Source organism: Burkholderia pyrrocinia, from assembly GCF_018417535.1.
Taxonomy (GTDB): domain Bacteria; phylum Pseudomonadota; class Gammaproteobacteria; order Burkholderiales; family Burkholderiaceae; genus Burkholderia; species Burkholderia pyrrocinia_E.
The window spans coordinates 2,062,957-2,084,166 of the sequence record NZ_CP070977.1 but is presented as its reverse complement, the minus strand read 5'-3'; the positions used below and the strand labels follow the sequence as shown (position 1 = coordinate 2,084,166).

Sequence of the window (21,210 nt, the reverse complement as noted above, 5' to 3'; positions counted from 1 at the left end):
CCGGTGGCGTTGTTCTTTGGCGTGCAGGAAGCGGCCGACGCCGCGCCGTGCATCAGTCCCGCGCGACGTCCTTCGCCGCCGGCGACGCGCCGTGGCTCAGCCAGTCGAGCACATCGGCCGTTTCGTCGTCGCTTGCGCGCGCCTTTGCCTGCGCGACGGCCTCGGGCAGTTCGCCGTTCGTCGACGCGCGGCGGATCGCGACGCCGACCGCGAGGATGTCGATCATCAGCAGATGCAGGATCCGCGAGATCATCGACAGTTGCGACTCGCGCATCTCGATGTGGTCGGTCTCGAGCGCGACGGTCGCGCGCTTCGCGAGCGGCGTGTTGCTCGACGTGATCGCGATCACCTTCGCGCCGGCCTGCATCGCGACGTCGAGCACGCGCAGCAGCTCGGGCGCACGCCCCGACTTCGACACCGCGACGATCACGTCGCCCTTGCCGAGCAGCGCGGCCGACGCGGCCTGCATGTACAGGTCGCCGTATGCGATCGTCGGAATCCCGAAGCGGAAGAACTTGTAGTGCGCGTCCTGCGCGACGATGTTCGAGTTGCCGAGCCCGTAGAACTCGATGCGCCGCGCGCCGTTCAGGATCTCGATCGCGTTCTCGACGTGCTCGAAGTTCAGGTGCTCGCGCAACTGCAGGATCGCCGACACCGTGTTGTCGAGCACCTTCGCGCCGAAGTCGGTGGCCGTGTCGCCGAGATGCACCTGGCTGTGGCTCATCGGGATCGTGCCGGTGAGGCCGGTGGCGAGCTTCAGCTTGAAGTCCGACAGCCCCTGGCAGCCGAGCGAGCGGCAGAAGCGGATCACGGTAGGCTGGCTCACGTCGGCCTTGCGCGCGATGTCGACGATCGGATCGTTGATGATCGAACGCGGATGGTTCAGCGCGAGATCGGCGACGCGGCGCTCGGCCGGCGTCAGCGCGTCGCGCATCTGGCGGATCCGTTCGAACACGGCCGACGACGCACCGCCCGAGCGGTTCGACAGTTGCTCCGCGAGAATCGCCGACACGCCGAGGAACGCCGGGTATTCTGCGGTGATCAGGTAGGTCGGGATGTTCTCGAGATAGTGCGTGAAGCGGCCCTTCGCCTCGAAGCGCGCGCGGAACGACGAGCGCGTGAACAGTTCGCCGAGCTTCAGCGCGACGCCGCCGCCGATGTACACGCCGCCGAGCGCGCCGAGCGTCAGCGCGACGCTGCCCGCGAATGCGCCGAGAATTCCGCAGAAGCATTCGACCGTCTCGAGCGCGAGTGCGTCGCCCGCATGCGCGCGCTCGACGATCTCCACCGTGTCGACGGTCGCGGCCACGCGCTTCTTGTCGCGCGCGGCGAGCGCGCGATAGATGATCTCCATGCCGGGGCCCGCGCACACGCGCTCGAACGACACGTGCGGAAACTTCTTGCGCGCGTACTGCAGCACCAGATCCTCGCGCTCGTCCTGCGGCGCGAACGACGCGTGGCCGCCCTCGCTGCCGAGCGCGATCCAGCGGTCGTCGGCCGGAATCAGCCCCGACACGCCGAGCCCGGTACCGGGCCCGAGCAGCCCGATCACGCTGTTCTGGCGGCGCGTGCCGCCGCCGACCTGCACGCGCTGCGCGTCGGTCAGGCCCGGCAGCGCCATCGCGAGCGCGGTGAAGTCGTTGACGACGAGCAGCGTGTCGAAGCCGAGCGCACGGCGCGTCGCCTCGATCGAGAAGCTCCAGTCGTGGTTGGTCATCGTGACCTGGTCACCGTCGACCGGATTGGCGATCGCGATCGCCGCGTGGTTCACGCGGCTGATCTTCACGTCCTTCAGGTACTTGCGGATCGCGTCGGTGATCGTCGGATAATCGGCACCGGGATACACGCGGATCTGTGTGATCTCGCCCGGACCGGTTTCCAGCGCGAAGCGCGCGTTGGTGCCGCCGACGTCCGCGAGCAGGCGCGGGCCGTCGGCATGCTGGCCCGCGACGGCCGCCTTACTTTGCGCACCAGTAGACATCGAGCTGGGTCCCCTTGTCGTTGGCCAGTTGGGAAATCGCGTTCTTCTGCAGCGACGCGGCCGCGGCGTCGAGCACCTCACGCTTGGCGGGGCCCGCGATCAGCAGGAACAGCCGGTCGACGCGCTTCAGCGCATCGAGCGAGAAGCTCACGCGCGCATGCGGCGCGGCGCCCGGATGCACGGCGACAAAGCGCTCGGACGTCGAGATCGCGTGGTCCCATTCGGGCGCGTCGGCGAAGATCGACGCGGTGTGGCCGTCCTCGCCCATGCCGAGCACCGCGACGGTGGGCACGCGGTAATCGGCGTTCGCGTTCAGCGCGGCGACGTGCGCGTCGAGCGCGCTGCGCGTGTCGACGAGCGGCAGGAAGCGGGCAGGGGCCGCCGCGTGCTGCAGCAGCGTGTCGCGCACGAGGTGCGCGTTGCTGGCCGCGTCGTCCTCCGGCACCCAGCGGTCGTCGACCAGCGTCACGTCGACGCCGGCCCAGTCGAGCGCCGCATGCGACAGCGTTTGCAGGAACGGGCGCGGGCTCGTGCCGCCGGACACCGCGAGCGTCGGGCGCACGGGGCCGGCAAGCGCGGCGCGCAGCGCATCGCCGACGGCGCGCGCAAGCGCTTCGCTTTGCGCTTCCTGGGTGTCGAAAGCGTGGATCTCGATCACATCTCCTCCGGACTGCTTTGTCTGTTCAAATCGTACGAATCGTGGGGCACGTTGCCGAGCGCGGTGGCGCGCACGGCAACGGCTTGCATCAGTTTTCTTCTTCGAGCCAGCAGGTGTCGTGCTGCGCGAGCATCGCGCTCGCCGCGGCCGGCCCCCACGTGCCCGCCGCGTACGGCTTCGGCGGCTTCAGCGTGCGCGCCCATTCGTTCAGGATCGGCTCGACCCAGCGCCATGCGGCTTCCTGCTCGTCGCGACGCACGAACAGCGCGAGCCGGCCGTTGATCACGTCGAGCAGCAGGCGCTGGTACGCCTCCATCTGCCCTTCCTTGAAGAACTGGTCGAACGCGAGATCGAGGTGCACGCTCGCGAGGTTCATCCCTTCGCCGGGCTGCTTCGCGAGGCAGTACAGCCGGATCGTCTCGTTCGGCTGCAGCCGGATCACGAGGCGGTTCGCGCCGGGCCGCAGCGCGGTCGGTCCGAGCGCCGAGTGCGGCACCGGGCGGAAGTTGACGACGATCTCCGCGACGCGGTCGGCAAGACGCTTGCCGGTGCGCAGGAAGAACGGCACGCCGGCCCAGCGCCAGTTCTCGATCTCGACCTTCAGCGCGACGAAGGTTTCGGTCTGGCTGTCGGGCTTCACGCCCGGCTCGGTTGCGTAGGCCGGCACCTGCGCGCCCTTGATCACGCCCGCATGATACTGGCCGCGCACGGCAACCTTGCCGATGTCGCGCGGATCGACCGGCTTCAGCGCCCGCAGCACGCGCAGCTTCTCGTCGCGCACCGAGTCGGAATCCATCGAATGCGGCGGCTCCATCGCGACGATCGACAGCAGTTGCAGCAGGTGGTTCTGCACCATGTCGCGCAGCGCGCCCGTATTGTCGTAGAAATCGCCGCGTGCTTCGACGCCGAGTTCCTCGGCGATCGTGATCTGGATGCTCTCGACCCATTCGCGGCGCCACAGCGGCTCGAACAGCGCATTGCCGAAGCGCAGCGCGAGCAGGTTCTGCACCGGCTCCTTGCCGAGGTAGTGGTCGATCCGGTAGATCTGGCCTTCCGCGAAGATCTCGCCGACCGCGTCGTTGATCGCATTCGACGAACGCAGGTCGTAGCCGAGCGGCTTCTCGAGCACGATGCGCGAACCTTCGCTCAGCCCGACCGACGCGAGCGCGTTGCAGATCGGCACGAACAGCGACGGGCCCGTCGCGAGATAGAACACGCGGATGCCGGGCAGCGACGCGATCGCGTCGCGCAGCACGACGTAGTCTTCCGCGCGGCCGAGGTCGAGCTTCACGTACTCGATGCGTTCGAGGAAGGATTTCCACGCGGCTTCGTCGAACGCCTTGCCGGCCGCCTTGACCGCATGCGGCTTCACGTGCGTGTCGACCCACTCGAGATACCCCGCCCGATCCGATTCGTGCCGTGCCACCGCGATGATCCGGCCGCTCTCCGCCAGCATGTTCGCGCGGTGCGCTTCGAACAGCGCGGGCAGGATCTTGCGCATCGACAGATCGCCGGTGCCGCCGAAAAGTACGAAGGTAAAGGTGGAATCGGTATGCATGTGTCTCCGCCGGGTTGGGGGTGCTGGGAAGCGATCCGTAGTGCGATAAAAATATTTTTGACACTGAATTGTAGTTTAACTACAATCCGCCGCAAGGGGTAGCACCTGGGCGAAGAAAAAAAGAAGTGCGGTCGATGAACTGCGCGAGCTTCGCCTTCGGGAGCGCCTTGTGCCGAATGTTATCGGACATTGATGGTGCGCATCGTTCGCGCACCGTCGGCCCCGGGCTCGCGCCGCATGATCGCGGCGGGCCAGAAACACAAAGAGGAGACACGCCGTTGAATCTCGATTCACGCTTTCTGTAAGAGCCCGGCCGGTCATCGGCCCCGTACGCTGCATGCGTCCCGCGGCTCGATTTCCCCGTCGTTATCAAGAAGCCGGTTCCCGGTCAGGGGACCTCACGAGTTGATTCAGTCTGGAGGAGATAAGTAATGAAAGTTCGCTCGATCATGGGTGCGCTCTGCGCCGCAGGTCTGATGGCTGGCGCCGTGGCGGCGCAGGCAGCCGAGAACGTAACGGTGCTGCACTGGTGGACCTCGGGCGGCGAGTCGAAGGCCGTCGGCGTGCTGAAGGACGACCTGCAGAAGCAGGGCTATGTGTGGAAGGACTTTGCGGTCGCGGGCGGCGCCGGCGCCGCGGCGATGACCGCGCTGAAGACCAAGGTGATCAGCGGCGACGCACCGTCGGCCGCGCAGATCAAGGGTCCGCTGATTCAGGACTGGGCCGACCAGGGCGTGCTCGTCAACGTCGATTCCGCCGCCGGCGACTGGAAGCAGAACCTGCCGCCGGAAATCGACAAGATCATCAAGTACAAGGGCCACACCGTTGCCGCGCCGTTCTCGGTGCACCGCGTGAACTGGCTGTACATCAACAAGGCCGCGCTCGACAAGATCGGTGCGAAGGTGCCGACTACCTGGCCCGAATTCTTCGCGGTGGCCGACAAGCTGAAGGCCGCGGGCATCCAGCCGGTCGCGATGGGCGGCCAGCCGTGGCAGGACCTGACGCTGTGGGAAGACGTGGTGTTGTCGCAGGGCCCGGCGTTCTACAAGAAGGCGCTGGTCGATCTCGACCAGGCGACGCTGACGTCGCCGCAGATGCTGTCCGTGTTCGACACGGTGCGCAAGATCCAGGGCTACTTCGATACGGGCCGTAACGGCCGCGACTGGAACCTCGCGACCGCGATGGTCATCAACGGCAAGGCCGGCATGCAGTTCATGGGCGACTGGGCGAAGGGCGAGTTCGAGAACGCGGGCAAGAAGGCGGGCAAGGACTACATCTGCGCGGCGGTGCCGGGTACGGCGAATTCGTACACGTTCAACGTCGATTCGTTCGTGTTCTTCCAGCAGAAGGGCGAGAAGGCCCCGACGGCGGGCCAGATCTCGCTCGCGAAGACGATCATGACGCCGGACTTCCAGGAGCAGTTCAGCCTGCTGAAGGGCTCGGTGCCGGTGCGCCTCGGCGTGAAGATGGACAAGTTCGACGACTGCGCGAAGAAGTCATATGCCGACGAGCAGACCGCGATCAAGTCGGGCGGCTTCGTGCCGTCGCTCGCGCACGGGATGGCGCAGAGCGATGCGACCGCCGGCGCGATCACGGACGTCGTGACGAAGTTCATGAACTCGCAGCAGGATTCGAAGAGCGCGGTCGCCGCGCTCGCGAAGGCCGCGAAGGTCAAGTAACGCGCGACAGGCGCCCGGCCGGGCACGCTTCATCGGCCGGGCGTTTTTGCAAGTGCAGCAAACGGGCTCGCCCGCGGGCCCGTGCCGTACCCGGCGCCGGCCCGGCCTGCGTCGCCCTCGTTCCAGGAGTCGAATCAAGTGGCTGCCCCTTTTAGCGGAAACGGATCCGGCGCTGCCGCCGCACGGCGTACGTCGCCGATGTCGGCCTTCGCCGATCGCTGGATCCCGAAGCTCGTGCTTGCGCCGAGCGTCGCGATCGCCGTGGTATTCATCTACGGCTTCATCCTGATTACCGGCTATCTGTCGCTGACCAACTCGCGGCTGTTGCCGAACTACGAATTCGACGGCTTCGGCCGTTACTCGGACCTGTTCCAGAACGACGTGTGGTGGACCTCCGCCGCGAACCTCGGCTGGTTCGGGATTCCGTTCATCGCGGTCTGCGTCGCGCTCGGGCTGTTCCTCGCGATCCTGCTCGACCAGCGGATCCGCAACGAAGGCGCGCTGCGCGCGATCTTCCTGTACCCGATGGCGCTGTCGTTCATCGTCACCGGCACCGCGTGGCAGTGGATCCTGAACCCGGGCCTCGGCCTCGAGAAGGTGATGCACGACTGGGGCTGGACGAGCTTCTCGTTCGGCTGGCTCGACGATCCGGACAAGGCGATCTTCTGCGTGGTGATCGCGGCCGTCTGGCAGTCGACCGGCTTCGTGATGGCGCTGTTCCTCGCGGGGCTGCGCGGCGTCGACGCCGAGATTTTCAAGGCCGCGCAGGTCGACGGCGCGACGCTGCCGACCATCTACCGCAAGATCGTGATCCCGAGCATGCGCCCGGTGTTCTTCTCGGTGCTGCTGATCCTCTGCCACATCACGATCAAGACCTTCGACCTCGTTGTCGCGTTGACGGCGGGCGGCCCGGGCACGTCGTCGTCGCTGCCGGCGATGTTCATGTATACGTTTTCGTTCAACCGCGGCCAGCTCGGGCTCGGCGCGGCGTCGTCGGTGATGATGCTCGCGACCGTGGTCGCGGTGCTGGTGCCGCTGATGTATATGGAATCGAGGAGCACCCGCAATGCAGCCTAAGATGACGATCAGCCGGGCAGTGATCTACGCGGCGCTGATCCTGTTCGCGCTGTATTTCCTGTTCCCGATCTACGTGATGCTGTCGACGTCGTTCAAGGACCTCGACCAGTTGCGCACCGGCAACCTGCTGACGCCGCCCACCAGCTGGACCGTCGATCCGTGGGTGAAGGCGTGGAGCGGTGCCTGTACCGGCGTGCGTTGCGACGGGATGAAGCCGTTCTTCCTGAACTCGCTGCAGATGGTGATTCCGGCCGTGCTGATCTCGTCGCTGATCGGCGCGTTCAACGGCTACGTGCTCACGCACTGGCGCTTTCGCGGCGCGGACGCGCTGTTCACGATGATGCTGGTCGGCTGCTTCATCCCGTTCCAGGTGATCCTGCTGCCGATGGCGCGCCTGCAGGGGATGCTCGGCCTCGCCAACACGATTCCCGGCCTCGTGTTCGTGCACGTCGTGTACGGGATCGCGTTCACGACGATGTTCTTCCGCAACTTCTACGTGAGCGTGCCGTCCGAGCTCGTGAAGGCCGCGCGCATCGACGGCGCGGGCTTCTTCACGATCTTCACGAAGATCCTGCTGCCCGTGTCGCTGCCGATCTTCATGGTGTGCCTGATCTGGCAATTCACGCAGATCTGGAACGACTTCCTGTTCGGGATCGTGTTCTCCGGCGTCGATTCGATGCCGATCACGGTGGCGCTGAACAACCTCGTCAACACGTCGACGGGCGTGAAGGAGTACAACGTCGACATGGCCGGCGCGATCATCGCCGCGCTGCCGACGCTGCTCGTCTACATCGTCGCCGGCCGCTACTTCGTGCGCGGGCTGACGGCGGGCGCGGTGAAGGGGTAGGCGCGGCTTTATCCGATATGACGAACCGGCCGCGCACGTCGCGCGGCGCATCGAAACGAACCCGACGCGGCGCCGCAGCGCCGCGCGAGACGAGACAGAGGATTCACAGCATGGCAAGCCTTTCCATCCGTGACGTGTACAAGACCTACCCGAACGGGGTGCCGGTCCTGAAGGGTGTCGACATCGAGATCGAGGACGGACAGTTCCTGATCCTGGTCGGCGGATCGGGCTGCGGGAAATCGACGCTGCTCAACATGATCGCCGGGCTCGAGACCGTCACGAGCGGCGAGATCTGCATCGACGGCAAGGTCGTCAACGACCTGTCGCCGAAGGATCGCGACATCGCGATGGTGTTCCAGTCGTACGCGCTGTATCCGTCGATGACGGTGCGAGAGAACATCTCGTTCGGCCTGAACATCCGCAAGGTGCCGAAGAACGAGCAGCAGCAGATCGTCGACCGCGTGTCGCAGATGCTGCAGATCCAGCACCTGCTCGACCGCAAGCCGGGCCAGTTGTCGGGCGGCCAGCGCCAGCGCGTCGCGATGGGCCGCGCGCTCGCGCGCGATCCGTCGCTGTTCCTGTTCGACGAGCCGCTGTCGAACCTCGACGCGAAGCTGCGCATCGAGATGCGCGCCGAAATCAAGCTGTTGCACCAGCGCCTCGGCACGACGATCGTCTACGTGACGCACGACCAGATCGAGGCGATGACGCTCGGCGACCGGATCGCGGTGATGAAGGACGGCGTGGTCCAGCAGTTCGGCGCGCCGCAGGAGATCTACGATTCGCCGTCGAACCTGTTCGTCGCGGGCTTCATCGGCGCGCCGCCGATGAACTTCATCAACGGCAAGCTGGTCGAGCAGGGCAGCGGAATCGCGCTCGAGATCGATACGGGCCTCGCGCGCAGCGCGCTGAAGCTGCCGTTCGACGCGAAGCGGATGAACGGCCACGTCGGCCGCGAGGTGATCCTCGGCCTGCGTCCGGAGCGCATCACCGACGCGCGCAACGCGCACAACGGCGAGGCGTCGAGCCTGCAGCCGATCGACGTGCGCGTCGACGTGACCGAGCCGACCGGGCCGGACACGCACGTGTTCGCGCAGGTGAACGGCAAGCGCATCGTGAGCCGCGTGCATCCGGCCGCGAACCCGCAGCCGGGTCAGACGCAGTCGCTGTTGTTCGACGTGTCGAAGGCCGTGCTGTTCGATCCGGCATCGGAAGAGCGGATCGCGTGAGGCGGCGCTCGCGCGCTGAATCAAGGATAAGGGGCCGTCTCGAATGAGCGGCCCCTTTTGTTTCCGGCGATGCGGCTGGCGCTGCGGCGGCAGTCAGTGCGGCAGCCGCACGTCGAACTTGAACGTCGCCAGCCGCGCGACGAGGATGAAGCCGGTGGCGAGCAGCACGCTGTACACCGAGTCGAACTGCAGCCACACGAGCAGCAGGTAGAACCAGCAGCCGACGAACGCACAGGTCGCATACGGCCGCGAATCGCGCAGGATCAGCGGGATGTCGTTGCACAGCACGTCGCGGACGATCCCGCCGACCACGCCGGTGATCACGCCCATCATCACCGCGATGAAACGCGGCATCTCGGCATCGAGCGCGATCGCCGTGCCCGAGATGCTGAAGATGCCGAGCCCGATCGCGTCGGCGACGAGCAGCAACCGCTCGGCCGACAGTCGCGACAGCATCCGCAGCACGAACGGCGCGAACAGCGCGAGCACGAAGATCGCGATCACGTAGTCGTCGTGCACGACCCAGTAGAACGGCCTGCGCTCGAGCAGGATGTCGCGCAGCGTGCCGCCGCCGAACGCGGTGGCGAGCGCGACGACGAACGTGCCGACCGAGTCGAGGCGGTTCTTGCGCGCCTCGATGAAACCCGAAATCGCGAACGCCAGCGTCGCGATCGCCTCCAGTACGGCGATCGCGAGCGTCAGCCTAGGATGCGGCACGCGGCCCCCGGTCGGCGGGCGCCGCGAGCGGTTGCAGCAGCACGAGCACCGCGCCCGCACCACCGTCGTGGCCGCGCGCCTCGCAGAACGCGATCACTTCTTCCTTCTGCACGAGCCACGCGCGCACCTTGCCCTTCAGCACGGGTTCCTTGCCGATCGAGCCGAGCCCCTTGCCGTGGATCACGCGCAGGCAGCGCAGCCCTTTCTTGCTGGCTTCGCGGATGAATTCGGCGAGTGCGTCGCGCGCCTCGTCGCGACGCATCCCGTGCAGGTCGAGCTGCGCCTGCACGATCCACGCGCCGCTGCGCAGCTTGCGCACGACGTCGCGGCTGATGCCGGGGCGGTGGTAATACAGCGAGTCGTCGCTGTCGAGCACCGTCTCGGGATCGAATTCGTCCGACAGCGTCGCGTTCAGCACGTCTTCTTCATCGCGCTGCGTCTGCTTCGGCACCGGGTCGGGCGGCATGCGGCCGGCCGCCGCGCGCGGCGGCGCGTTCAGCGGCTGGACCGTGCCGATTTCGTTGCGGAACAGGTTCGCGTCGGCTTCCGTCTTGCGCTCGGCCTTCGCGGTTTCGACGCGCTCACGCTCGCGCCGATCGGCTTCGCCTTGCAGCGACTTGCGCAACGCGCCGAGGCCGGCGAGGCCCTGGCCGCGCAACGCGGCCGGATCGGGTGCGGGCGGCGGGGCGGCCGGCGCGGGGTTCGCGGGACGGGCGGCGATCTTCCGCTTCGCGGGATCGCTCGGATGGGGCTGGTTCTTCGCCATGATTCGGTAGCAGGGCAGGCGCGTTCGGGCGCGCGGGCAAAAAAAAGCCGCTGCGCGGCGGCAGCGGCTTTCCGGTCGAGCCCGCTTCGCGGCAGCGGACGCCATTGTAGCGCCCGGCGCGGCAAGGCTCGCGGCTTACTTCTTGTCGTGCAGGCTTTCGAGGTAGCGCTGCGCGTCGAGCGCGGCCATGCAGCCCGTGCCGGCGCTCGTGATCGCCTGGCGGTACACGTTGTCCTGCACGTCGCCCGCGGCGAACACGCCCGCGACGCTCGTCGACGTCGCGTTGCCGTGCAGGCCGCTCTTCGTCAGGATGTAGCCGTCCTTCATCTCGAGCTGGCCCTGGAACAGGTCGGTGTTCGGCTTGTGGCCGATCGCGACGAACACGCCTTGCACATTGAGGTCTTCCGTCGTGCCGGTCTTCACGTTCTTGATGCGCAGGCCCGTGACGCCCGAATCCGCGCCCGTCACCTCGTCGAGCACGTGATCCCACTTGATGTCGACGACGCCTTCCTTTTCCTTCTCCAGCAGGCGGTCGATCAGGATCGGCTCCGCGCGAAACTTGTCGCGGCGGTGGATCACCGTGACCTTCTTCGCGATGCCCGTCAGGTAGAGCGCTTCCTCGACGGCCGTGTTGCCGCCGCCGACCACCGCGACTTCCTGGCCGCGATAGAAGAAGCCGTCGCAGGTTGCGCAGGCCGACACGCCCTTGCCCATGAACGCTTCCTCGGACGGCAGGCCGAGGTACTGCGCGGACGCGCCGGTCGCGATGATCAGCGAATCGCACGTGTATTCGCCCGAGTCGCCGATCAGGCGGATCGGCTGCTCGTGCAGTTTCGCGGTGTGGATGTGGTCGAAGACGATTTCGGTGTTGAAGCGCTCGGCGTGATCGAGGAAGCGCGCCATCAGTTCCGGACCCTGCACGCCTTTCCCGTCAGCCGGCCAGTTTTCGACATCGGTCGTGGTCATCAGCTGGCCGCCCTGCGCGATGCCGGTGATCAGCACCGGGGACAGGTTGGCGCGTGCCGCGTAGACGGCGGCCGTGTAGCCGGCGGGGCCGGAACCGAGAATCAGGACTTTGGCGTGTTTGGGCGTGGACATGTGCGAATCCGTAAAAGGCGGCCGTGGCGGGCGGGGTAAGGGCTCGCCGAACGATCCGGGTTGACCGGGATGCCGTCATAGATGGGTATCAGACGCGCATTATAAAGGCCCCGTTGCTGCGCTGCCGAACGAGAGTTTCAATCGTGCCGATAGCGTTTCGCGGCGCGCCTCCCGCGCCGGCGTGGCGAGCCGGGCGGCCGGCCGGCATGCGGCGGCGCGTTGTCGCAGGCCCGGCCAAGGGTGCGGCCGGCCGGCTTGCGGTCGCTGGCGGCGCCCGGTTCGGCCCCCGTCCCCGTTATGTAACCGTCATTTACACTTGGCGGCCCGGTGCAGCGTTTACAATAAGCGCGATCGAACGACAGGCGGGCGCACGGCCCGTCCTCTTTATACGGATTCATGGCAAAAGCTCCTTATTCCGCCCAGGCACAGGCGTTGCCGCACCGGATGTCGAAGCTCCTCACGGAGATCCGCTGGATTCTCCAGGTCGCGCTCTGCGCATTTCTGGTGATGGCCCTGCTGAGCTACAGCCGGCGCGATCCGAGCTGGACGCACGCCGCGCAGGTGGACCACATCTCGAACTGGGCCGGCCGCGTCGGCGCGTGGACAGCCGACATCATCCTGCTGCTGTTCGGCCTGTCGGCCTACTGGCTGATCGTGCCGCTCGGGCGGCGCATCGCCGTCAACTACCGCCGTATCACGCGCCACGAGGCGGTCGCAGACGAACCCGAGCGGCCGATCGGCTGGCTCACCGAAATCTTCTCATTCGTGCTCGTCGTGCTGGCGTGCGACGGCATCGAGGCGCTGCGCATGTGGTCGCTGAAGGTGCAGTTGCCGCGTGCGCCGGGCGGCGTCGTCGGCGAGGCCGTCGCGGGCGCGATGTCGCACGCGTTCGGCTTCACGGGCGGCACGCTGCTGCTGTTGATCGCGCTCTCGATCGGCCTGTCGCTGTATTTCCGCTTCTCGTGGCTGTCGGTTTCCGAGCGCGTCGGCGGCGCGATCCTGTCGGCCGTCAACGTCGCGAAGCTGCGCCGCGAGGCCGAGCGCGACCGCAAGCTCGGCGAAGCCGCGGCCGTGCGCCGCGAAGGCAAGGTCGAGGAGGAGCGCGTGCGCATCGAGGATCACGAGCCCGTGACGATCGTGCCGCCGGTCGTCACGCCGGCGAAGTCCGAGCGTGTCGAGCGCGAGCGCCAGGTGCCGCTCTTCACCGACCTGCCGGGCGATTCGACGCTGCCGCCGGTGTCGCTGCTCGACCCCGCGCCGAAGACGCAGGAAGCGATTTCGGCCGATACGCTCGAATTCACGTCGCGCCTGATCGAGAAGAAGCTGAAGGATTTCGGTGTCGAGGCGAGCGTTGTCGCCGCGTATCCGGGCCCGGTCGTCACGCGCTACGAGATCGAGCCGGCCACCGGCGTGAAGGGCAGCCAGATCGTCAACCTCGCGAAGGATCTCGCGCGCTCGCTGTCGCTCGTGTCGATCCGCGTCGTCGAGACGATCCCCGGCAAGAACTACATGGCGCTCGAACTGCCGAACCAGCGCCGCCAGACGGTGCACCTGTCCGAGATCATCGGCTCCGAGGTGTATGCGGCCGCATCGTCGGCGCTGACGCTGAGCCTCGGCAAGGACATCGGCGGCAAGCCCGTGTGCGCGGATCTCGCGAAGATGCCGCACCTGCTCGTTGCCGGCACGACCGGTTCGGGCAAGTCGGTCGGGATCAACGCGATGATCCTGTCGCTGCTGTACAAGGCGACCGCCGATCAGGTGCGCCTGATCCTGATCGATCCGAAGATGCTCGAAATGAGCGTCTACGAAGGCATTCCGCACCTGCTGTGCCCGGTCGTCACCGACATGCGCCAGGCCGGCCATGCGCTGAACTGGACGGTCGCGGAGATGGAGCGCCGCTACAAGCTGATGAGCAAGCTCGGCGTGCGCAACCTCGCGGGCTACAACAACAAGATCGACGACGCGGCGAAGCGCGAGGAGAAGATTCCGAACCCGTTCAGCCTGACGCCGGAAGATCCCGAGCCGCTGGGCCGCCTGCCGAACATCGTCGTCGTGATCGACGAGCTGGCCGACCTGATGATGGTCGTCGGCAAGAAGGTCGAGGAACTGATCGCGCGGATCGCGCAGAAGGCGCGCGCGGCCGGCATCCACCTGATCCTCGCAACGCAGCGTCCGTCCGTCGACGTGATCACGGGCCTGATCAAGGCGAACGTGCCGACGCGGATCGCGTTCCAAGTGTCGTCGAAGATCGACTCGCGCACGATTCTCGACCAGATGGGCGCCGAATCGCTGCTCGGGATGGGCGACATGCTGTACCTGCCGCCCGGCTCCGGGCTGCCCGTGCGCGTGCACGGCGCATTCGTCGGCGACGACGAAGTGCATCGCGTCGTCGACAAGCTCAAGGAGCAGGGCGAGCCGAACTACGTCGAGGGCCTGCTCGAAGGCGGCACCGCCGACGGCGACGAGGGCTCGGCCGGCGCGGGAACCGGCGAAGGCGGCGGCGAGTCTGATCCGCTGTACGACCAGGCGGTCGAGATCGTCATCAAGAACCGCCGCGCGTCGATCTCGCTCGTGCAGCGTCATTTGCGGATCGGCTATAACCGCGCGGCACGGCTGCTCGAGCAGATGGAACAGTCGGGGCTCGTGTCGGCGATGTCGTCGAGCGGCAACCGCGAAATTCTTGTGCCGGCGCGCGACGCGGAATGAGTCCGCGGCGCCCGCAGCGCCGGCCACCCAGGGAGAAAACCGCATCATGCAGCAACTTTCGTTCGTCCCTTCCCTTCGTTCGACGCGGCGCTGGCTCGGCGCGGCGTTCGCCGGCGCATCGCTGATGCTCGCGGCGACGCATGCGTTCGCGGGCGGCACCGAACAACTGAAGGCCTTCGTGTCGCAGGTGCGTTCGGCGAAGGGCGACTTCACGCAGCAGATCGTCAAGGCGCCGGCCAAGGGCGCGAGCGCTGCGCAGGCTGTGCCGAAGCCCACCGACAATTCGAGCGGCACGTTCGTGTTCGCGCGGCCGGGCAAGTTCATCTGGACGTACCAGAAGCCGTACCAGCAGGTGCTGCAGGCCGACGGCGACAAGCTCTACGTGTACGACCGCGACCTGAACCAGGTCACCGAGCGCAAGCTGAACGGTGCGTTGGGCGCGAGCCCGGCCGCGATCCTGTTCGGCAGCAACGATCTCGACAAGAACTACACGCTGCGCGATGCCGGCGAGAAGGGTGGCATCGAGTGGCTCGAGATGTTGCCGAAGGCGCAGGACACGCAGTTCCAGCGGATCGGCATCGGCTTCCGGAACGGCACGCTCGCCGCGATGGAGCTGCATGACGTGTTCGGCAATGTCACGCTGCTGACGTTTACGAACATCCAGACGAATCCGCCGCTGAAGGGCGATACCTTCAAGTTCGTCGTGCCGAAGGGCGCGGACGTGATCACCGGCTGACCGGCGCCGCGCGCCGCTCTTCCGGAAACGACACGGGCCTGCCGGCGACGGCAGGCCCGTGTCGTTTCCGGGCACGGGCACTGGGCGCCAGGCACGGCGGCGCCGTCGCGCGGCTGTCATAATGTCGGGCCCGGCGGCTGGTTCGGTCGCCATTGTTTGATGTGGAGCGAGGGTTCATGTCCGACCTGTTTCAAGTCGAGCCGCGCCGGCCGCTTGCCGAGGCGCTGCGGCCGAAGACGCTCGCCGAGGTGATCGGCCAGACGCATTTGCTGGGCGAAGGCAAGCCGCTGCGGCTCGCGTTCGAATCGGGCAAGCCGCATTCGATGATCCTGTGGGGGCCGCCCGGCGTCGGCAAGACGACGCTCGCGCGGCTCACCGCGCTCGCGTTCGACTGCGAGTTCATTGCGCTGTCCGCGGTGCTCGGCGGCGTGAAGGACATCCGCGAGTCGATGGAGCAGGCGAAGGACACGCTGAACCGCACCGGCCGCCACACGATCCTGTTCGTCGACGAGATCCATCGGTTCAACAAGGGGCAGCAGGATGCATTGCTGCCGTTCGTCGAGTCGGGGCTCGTGACCTTCATCGGCGCGACGACCGAGAACCCGAGCTTCGAGGTCAACTCGGCCTTGCTGTCGCGTGCGCAGGTGTACGTGCTGAAGTCGCTGGACGACGACGAGATGCGCCAGTTGCTGAAGCGCGCGCAGGAAATCGCGCTCGACGGCCTCGCGTTCGACGACAAGGCGATCGATACGCTGGTCGGCTATGCGGACGGCGACGCGCGGCGCTTTCTGAACCTGCTCGAGCAGGCGCAGACGGCGGCATCGTCAGCCGGCGTCGCGACGATCGATGCCGATTTCGTCAGCAGCGCGATGACGCTGAACGCGCGGCGCTTCGACAAGGGCGGCGACAACTTCTACGACCAGATCTCGGCGCTGCACAAGTCGGTGCGCGGTTCGAGCCCTGACGGCGCACTGTACTGGTTCTGCCGGATGATCGACGGCGGCGCGGATCCGAAGTATCTCGCGCGGCGCATCGTGCGGATGGCGTGGGAAGACATCGGTCTTGCCGATCCGCGCGCGCTGCAGATGGCGAACGATGCGGCTGAAACCTACGAGCGGCTCGGCTCGCCGGAAGGCGAACTCGCGCTCGGGCAGGCGGTGATCTATCTCGCATGCGCGGCGAAGAGCAACGCGGGCTACAACGCGTTCAACCAGGCGATGGCGTTCGTGAAGCAGGACAAGTCGCGCGAGGTGCCCGTGCATCTGCGCAACGCGCCGACCAAGCTGATGAAGGAACTCGGCTACGGCCACGCGTACCGTTACGCGCACGACGAACCGAACGCGTATGCGGCCGGCGAGACGTACCTGCCGGACGGGGTGCGCGAGCCGCACTGGTACAAGCCGGTGCCGCGCGGGCTCGAATCGAAGATCGCCGACAAGCTCGCGTGGCTGCGCGAGCTCGATCGCGAGGCCGGCAAGAAGGACTGACAGGCAACGCGCGGATTGGCCGGCGCCCCGTTCCGAATGCGTTAGCGCTTGCGGCCCGGCTGCTGTTTCTTCCAGTATTCGAACGGCTCTTCGTGGCAGTCGATGTCGAGCTCGGCGACCCGTGCTTGCAGGCGTTCCTGTGCGTCGGCGATCGCGAGGTTGTAGATCGCGGGCGCGATCTCCTCGACGAAGAAGTGCAGCAGCGCGCCGGCCTGGATGTTGCCGATCGGCTCGTCCATGTTTTCTGTGAAATAACGTTGCAGCGACGCGATTGCGCGGTCGCGTACTTCCTTGTCCAGTTCGATGGCCATCGGGTTCCTTGAAGGGCGGCGAGGCGGATGCGTGGGTGTCGTTCGACGCGTTACGTGCGGCCGGTGCAGGCGTTTCGCCGTCCGCAATGGTTTGGCACAATGTGATGCTCCGGCCGCTTAGGCGAGCCGGCATGGCGATACTGCCACGACCGGCCGTTTTCGGGCATCGTCCATCAGGCCGGTGCCGTGGCGGCCGCGCGGTGCGTTAGAATTCCCGTCTCATACAACGATTTTCCAAGTCCTCCCATGCTCGACATCCAGTTGCTGCGCAAAGACCTCGACGGCGTCGCCAAGCGCCTCGCCGATCGCGGCTACACCCTCGACATCGCCGCGTTCTCCGCACTCGAAGCGGAACGCCGCGCGATCCAGACCCGTACCGAAGAGCTCCAGGCGCGCCGCAACAGCCTGTCGAAGCAGATCGGCGCGATGAAGGGGAAGGGCGAGGACACGTCGGCCGTGATGGCCGAGGTCGGCGGGATCGGCGACGAGATGAAGGCGGGAGAAGCCAAGCTCGGCGACATCCAGGCACGCCTGTCCGACCTGATGCTGGGCATGCCGAACGTCGCGCACGAAAGCGTGCCGGTCGGCAACGACGAAGCCGACAACGTCGAGGCGCGCCGCTGGGGCACGCCGCGCCAGTTCGACTTCGTGGTGAAGGATCACGTCGATGTCGGCACGCCGCTCGGCCTCGATTTCGAGACGGGCGCGAAGCTCGCCGGCGCGCGCTTCACGATGCTGCGCGGCCCGATCGCGCGCCTGCACCGCGCACTCGCGCAGTTCATGATCGACACGCACACGCAGCAGCACGGCTACACCGAGACGTACACGCCGTACATCGTGAACCCGGAGATCCTCTACGGCACGGGCCAGTTGCCGAAGTTCGCGGACGACATGTTCCGGGTCGAGAAGGGCGGCGCGGAGAACACGGTCACGCAATACCTGATCTCCACGTCCGAGATCTCGCTGACGAACACCGTGCGCGAGTCGATCGTCGACGCGTCCGCGCTGCCGATCAAGCTGACCGCGCATTCCCCGTGCTTCCGCTCGGAAGCCGGTTCGTACGGCCGCGACACGCGCGGGATGATCCGCCAGCACCAGTTCGACAAGGTCGAGATGGTGCAGGTCGTCGCGCCGGAAGCGTCGTACGCGGCGCTCGACGAGATGGTCGGCCATGCGGAGGCGATCCTGCAGAAGCTCGGCCTGCCGTACCGCGTGATCACGCTGTGCACGGGCGACATGGGCTTCTCGGCCGCGAAGACGTTCGACCTCGAGGTGTGGCTGCCCGCGCAGAACACCTATCGCGAGATCTCGAGCTGCTCGAACACCGAGGCGTTCCAGGCGCGCCGGATGCAGGCGCGTTTCCGCAACGCGCAGGGCAAGCCCGAGCTCGTGCATACGCTGAACGGTTCGGGTCTCGCGGTCGGCCGTACGCTCGTTGCGGTGCTGGAGAACTACCAGAACGCGGACGGCTCGGTCACGGTGCCGGAAGCGCTGCGTCCGTACATGGGTGGCATGGAGCGGATCGACGCGCCGGCACAGGCGTCGTGAAATCGGCTGCCGAAGCCCTCGCAAAAAAATTTGCGGAAAGGGCTTGTCAGCTCAGAAAAGATCGTTTTATAATCTTTTCTTGCCCGGACATGACCAGCCGGGAAGTGCAGTAAAACGGAGAGGTGGCAGAGTGGTCGAATGTACCTGACTCGAAATCAGGCGTACGGTTTCCCCGTACCGTGGGTTCGAATCCCACCCTCTCCGCCAGTACAATAGTAAAAACGGGCCTTTCGGCCCGTTTTTCATTTCTACCCGCCAAACGCGAACGTGTTGTTTTGGCGCGTCGCTTCCGCCGCCACCAACGTTGCTTGTAGCATCCCACAAGCATTCCTCCAAGCATGCGCGTTGCCTCGTAGCTCAACCGGGTTTGAAGCCCGGTGTAACGCTGGGCGAAAGGGCGTCCCGAATTGGGACAGGTGTCCCCAAGTTGAGACTGGCATCAGCGCTGTGCGCCGTTACTTGGCCGTTACTGAAACGTTACCGACGCGATACCGGCCTGATATCGGACCGTCACCGAAGGGTACCGAAACTTTCAGATTGCGATGGCAGATTACGCAATAGTAAAAAGCGGCATAGTCAACAACATCATTGTCTGGGACGGAGATACTTCGCCATGGCAACCGCCAGCAAGCAGCCAAGCCATTGCGATACCGGTCGGGGCAAATGTTGGAATAGGCTATCCATACGATGGCACGACCTTCAGTGCACCAGTCACACCGGTGTAGCTTCCCGGAACACAAATGGCCAGCGTGCCGGTTCAGGGAGTTTGAACGAAGCGCTGAACGCGACTTGGGCCAGCACCGGAAAACTCGTCAGTTCGGTTCACTGAGCGCCACGATTCTTAGACGTGTCCCGGCGGAATGAAACGTGGATTGCGCCAAGCTTGAACGCCATCCACGATCAGTTCGGGTCTCCAGTTCTTGACTTGGTAGAAGGCGGGGCGCTCCATTTCAATCAACCAGCCGTTGGGCGTCAGCATGTCGTACAGCCGTCCTTCGATGTGCTTCGAGTGAGTCCCGATCAGAACGTAGGCTACCTTCTCGTTCAGGATCGGCAGGCACGATTCGATCAGGTCGGCCTCGCCGCCCTGGATATCGATGTGCAAGAGATCGATGCGATCTCGGTCGCCAATTGCTGCCTCCAGGGAAACCATCGGCAACAAGTCGTGGCTGCCAGTGGCCACGGCCTGGTCTTGCTGCTCTTTCGTAGCACCGAAGACCGGCTCCAGTCCCCATTCGTGGCCAGCGTGTTCCTGACGCGGGAAGAGGGCGGCCCCATCGGCGGCTGCAGCGACGCCGCGGTGCAGCGTGTATTCGTCCTGTGAGAACCCGTTGCGCGCCAGTGCCTCGCGGGCGAACTCGAGATGGCCCTCGTCGCCCTCGATGCCGACAGCATGTACCTTGCGGCCGGTACGCTTGGCTGCCACGCCGGTGTTATTCATCCAGCAACCCCATCCGCAGCCAAGTTCGATCATATTGAAGGTGTCTGGGCGCGCCAATTCCACGGCATGCAACGCGGAGGCCCATTCCGCGATGTCGGCGTGCCAGTTGGCCGGCAGGGGGAAATGGTCCAGTTTGCCGCCTTGACCTGCCAGGAAGGGGAGAATCTTGGGGTCCACCAGCACGCCAAGCCAGTTCGTCTGGAATCCCGGTGTGGGCTTTCGGTCATGCACTTCGTGGCGGCGCATGCATTCGAGCGCGTCAAAGTTGGCGTAATAGGCGAAGAAAGGTGTGCGACGCGTGGCCTCCACCAGATTTTCCAGATTGCGAACTTGATCTTCGGCGTCGCGAGCTCGCACTTCTGCCGCTTGAAGTGCCACGGCTAGTGCGTTACGGTTGTCATGCAACTTGCGGATCGGGCCGATCGAACGGCCAAGACTTTTCATCAAGAACATGCCGTTTTACTCCTGCGAGGTGTGATCTCGTGTCGCGAGTCTATCAGGTGTCCGATCGGCGAGTGACATCAAAACCGGTACGTAGCCATCAGCAGGTTTGCGCCTGCCGATATGGATGGATAGGGATTCCACTTCTGCGGCATCCGATAGTGCCGGAAGGACAGGCTGAAAGGTTCGCGTTCGATGCTCGCTCCTACAGGTGGCCGAGCTGCGCGACTGTCTTGAACGATGCGTCGACCATCCGGGTCGTCTCCCGCGTGTCCTCATGCCGGGTTTGCCAGAAAATCCACGGTCCACCCTCGACCGAGAAGCGCCAGCCGCCGTAACTGTAGCCTGGTGCGAGCGTCAAGGCGATGTCTTGTGTATGGCCCTGGCCGCCATACCGTTGCGTCGGAGCGAGGTCATTCATGACTCGGTGGAGATGCCGGTTGATGCGTCAGAACCTCGACGCTTCCCCGCGGACCCCAGGGCGACGGTTGGCTCATGAGAGTAGCAGCGCTCTGCCATGTGCTGCGGAACCTCACAGCCGTGGACATCCGCTGTTCGTATTCGCGCTGCTTGTCGTTGTCCTCATCTCGACACCGTTCCCCGCGCAAAGGGCATTCGTTCATTTCGGCATCGCCGATCCGCACACGGCGTTGACCGTGTCCCACTACGACCTGCTGCGCAGCGGGCAGCTTCGGCAATTCAACCTGTCCGAATCGCAAGGACTTGCTTCGTTGCCGTCGTTCCACGTGATGCTGCTGCTCGCGTATGCGGTGCGCATGTGCGTGACGTGTTTCCCGTCGCGGTCGTGTTGAACGCAGTGGTGATCATGGCGACGGCGACACAGGGCGGCCGCCATCTGGCCGACGTAATCGCCGGGATCGTAATCGGCGTGCTGTCGATTATCGTCGTGCGTCGGTGGATGGCAGGCTC

At 65.8% G+C, this 21,210-nt stretch carries 18 protein-coding genes and 1 tRNA gene; 10 read left to right on the top strand and 9 right to left on the bottom strand.

Translation table 11 applies throughout. The annotated features are described in order from the left end of the window. Positions 1–52: 52 nt before the first annotated feature. From JYG32_RS09720 to zwf, 3 genes are all read right to left on the bottom strand, one after another. Complete coding sequence (locus tag JYG32_RS09720) at positions 53–1,981, bottom strand: bifunctional transcriptional regulator/glucokinase (RefSeq protein ID WP_213263427.1); 1,929 nt, start codon at positions 1,979–1,981, stop codon at positions 53–55. Then, complete coding sequence (gene pgl, locus JYG32_RS09715; protein ID WP_174379693.1) at positions 1,959–2,639, bottom strand: 6-phosphogluconolactonase; 681 nt, start codon at positions 2,637–2,639, stop codon at positions 1,959–1,961. Before pgl ends, JYG32_RS09720 begins: the two co-directional genes overlap by 23 nt. Positions 2,640–2,727: 88 nt before the next feature. After that, a complete protein-coding gene (gene zwf, locus JYG32_RS09710) occupies positions 2,728–4,197 on the bottom strand; it encodes a glucose-6-phosphate dehydrogenase (RefSeq protein WP_213263426.1) in 1,470 nt (489 codons plus the stop codon). 431 nt (positions 4,198–4,628) lie between these two features. On the opposite strand from zwf, the gene JYG32_RS09705 reads away from it, so the two are divergent. The 4 genes from JYG32_RS09705 (at position 4,629) to JYG32_RS09690 (ending at position 9,029) form a co-directional block, all read left to right on the top strand. After that, entirely contained in the window at positions 4,629–5,876 is a 1,248-nt protein-coding gene (locus tag JYG32_RS09705; RefSeq protein WP_213263425.1) for an ABC transporter substrate-binding protein, read from the top strand. A 138-nt stretch (positions 5,877–6,014) separates the two neighbouring features. Beyond that, complete coding sequence (locus JYG32_RS09700) at positions 6,015–6,953, top strand: carbohydrate ABC transporter permease (protein WP_174379696.1); 939 nt, start codon at positions 6,015–6,017, stop codon at positions 6,951–6,953. Next, positions 6,943–7,800: a carbohydrate ABC transporter permease gene (locus JYG32_RS09695; RefSeq protein WP_047900050.1), complete on the top strand. Its 858-nt coding sequence runs from the start codon at positions 6,943–6,945 to the stop codon at positions 7,798–7,800. Before JYG32_RS09700 ends, JYG32_RS09695 begins: the two co-directional genes overlap by 11 nt. A gap of 110 nt (positions 7,801–7,910) precedes the next feature. Further along, positions 7,911–9,029, top strand: coding sequence for an ABC transporter ATP-binding protein (locus JYG32_RS09690; RefSeq protein ID WP_105393440.1), 1,119 nt, complete (start codon positions 7,911–7,913; stop codon positions 9,027–9,029). Between the two features lie 93 nt (positions 9,030–9,122). Here the strand turns inward: JYG32_RS09690 and JYG32_RS09685 are convergent, their stop codons facing one another. From JYG32_RS09685 to trxB, 3 genes are all read right to left on the bottom strand, one after another. Then, a complete protein-coding gene (locus tag JYG32_RS09685; protein ID WP_039343458.1) occupies positions 9,123–9,746 on the bottom strand; it encodes a trimeric intracellular cation channel family protein in 624 nt (207 codons plus the stop codon). Beyond that, positions 9,733–10,512, bottom strand: a complete 780-nt coding sequence (locus tag JYG32_RS09680; protein ID WP_213263424.1) for a Smr/MutS family protein — start codon at positions 10,510–10,512, stop codon at positions 9,733–9,735. Before JYG32_RS09680 ends, JYG32_RS09685 begins: the two co-directional genes overlap by 14 nt. A 135-nt stretch (positions 10,513–10,647) precedes the next feature. Beyond that, the gene (gene trxB, locus JYG32_RS09675) at positions 10,648–11,610 is read right to left on the bottom strand and encodes a thioredoxin-disulfide reductase (protein WP_213263423.1); all 963 of its coding nucleotides are present in this window, start codon (positions 11,608–11,610) and stop codon (positions 10,648–10,650) included. A gap of 396 nt (positions 11,611–12,006) precedes the next feature. Here trxB and JYG32_RS09670 point away from each other — a divergent pair, with 396 nt between their 5' ends. From JYG32_RS09670 to JYG32_RS09660, 3 genes are all read left to right on the top strand, one after another. After that, entirely contained in the window at positions 12,007–14,316 is a 2,310-nt protein-coding gene (locus tag JYG32_RS09670) for a DNA translocase FtsK (protein ID WP_174379701.1), read from the top strand. Positions 14,317–14,362: 46 nt separating this feature from the next. Then, positions 14,363–15,052 carry an outer membrane lipoprotein chaperone LolA gene (lolA, locus tag JYG32_RS09665; RefSeq protein WP_174379702.1) on the top strand — a complete coding sequence of 230 codons (690 nt, stop codon included), beginning with the start codon at positions 14,363–14,365 and terminating at the stop codon, positions 15,050–15,052. 176 nt (positions 15,053–15,228) lie between these two features. Further along, a complete protein-coding gene (locus tag JYG32_RS09660) occupies positions 15,229–16,539 on the top strand; it encodes a replication-associated recombination protein A (protein ID WP_174379703.1) in 1,311 nt (436 codons plus the stop codon). Between the two features lie 41 nt (positions 16,540–16,580). Here the strand turns inward: JYG32_RS09660 and JYG32_RS09655 are convergent, their stop codons facing one another. Beyond that, on the bottom strand, positions 16,581–16,850 hold the full coding sequence (locus tag JYG32_RS09655) for a DUF2164 domain-containing protein (protein ID WP_072436110.1): 270 nt from the start codon (positions 16,848–16,850) through the stop codon (positions 16,581–16,583). 246 nt (positions 16,851–17,096) lie between these two features. Here JYG32_RS09655 and serS point away from each other — a divergent pair, with 246 nt between their 5' ends. Together serS and JYG32_RS09645 are read left to right on the top strand one after the other, a co-directional pair. Beyond that, complete coding sequence (gene serS / locus JYG32_RS09650; RefSeq protein ID WP_213263422.1) at positions 17,097–18,398, top strand: serine--tRNA ligase; 1,302 nt, start codon at positions 17,097–17,099, stop codon at positions 18,396–18,398. A 116-nt stretch (positions 18,399–18,514) separates the two neighbouring features. Further along, positions 18,515–18,605: transfer RNA gene (locus JYG32_RS09645), tRNA-Ser, on the top strand. 634 nt (positions 18,606–19,239) lie between these two features. Here JYG32_RS09645 and JYG32_RS09640 read toward each other — a convergent pair. Both JYG32_RS09640 and JYG32_RS09635 read right to left on the bottom strand, forming a co-directional pair. Further along, positions 19,240–20,292, bottom strand: a complete 1,053-nt coding sequence (locus tag JYG32_RS09640) for a class I SAM-dependent methyltransferase (protein WP_174379705.1) — start codon at positions 20,290–20,292, stop codon at positions 19,240–19,242. A gap of 193 nt (positions 20,293–20,485) precedes the next feature. Beyond that, positions 20,486–20,701, bottom strand: a complete 216-nt coding sequence (locus tag JYG32_RS09635; protein WP_213265450.1) for a hypothetical protein — start codon at positions 20,699–20,701, stop codon at positions 20,486–20,488. Positions 20,702–20,936: 235 nt separating this feature from the next. Between JYG32_RS09635 and JYG32_RS39690 the strand changes: the two genes are divergently transcribed. Next, positions 20,937–21,092 carry a hypothetical protein gene (locus JYG32_RS39690; RefSeq protein ID WP_407062092.1) on the top strand — a complete coding sequence of 52 codons (156 nt, stop codon included), beginning with the start codon at positions 20,937–20,939 and terminating at the stop codon, positions 21,090–21,092. Positions 21,093–21,210 lie beyond the last annotated feature (118 nt).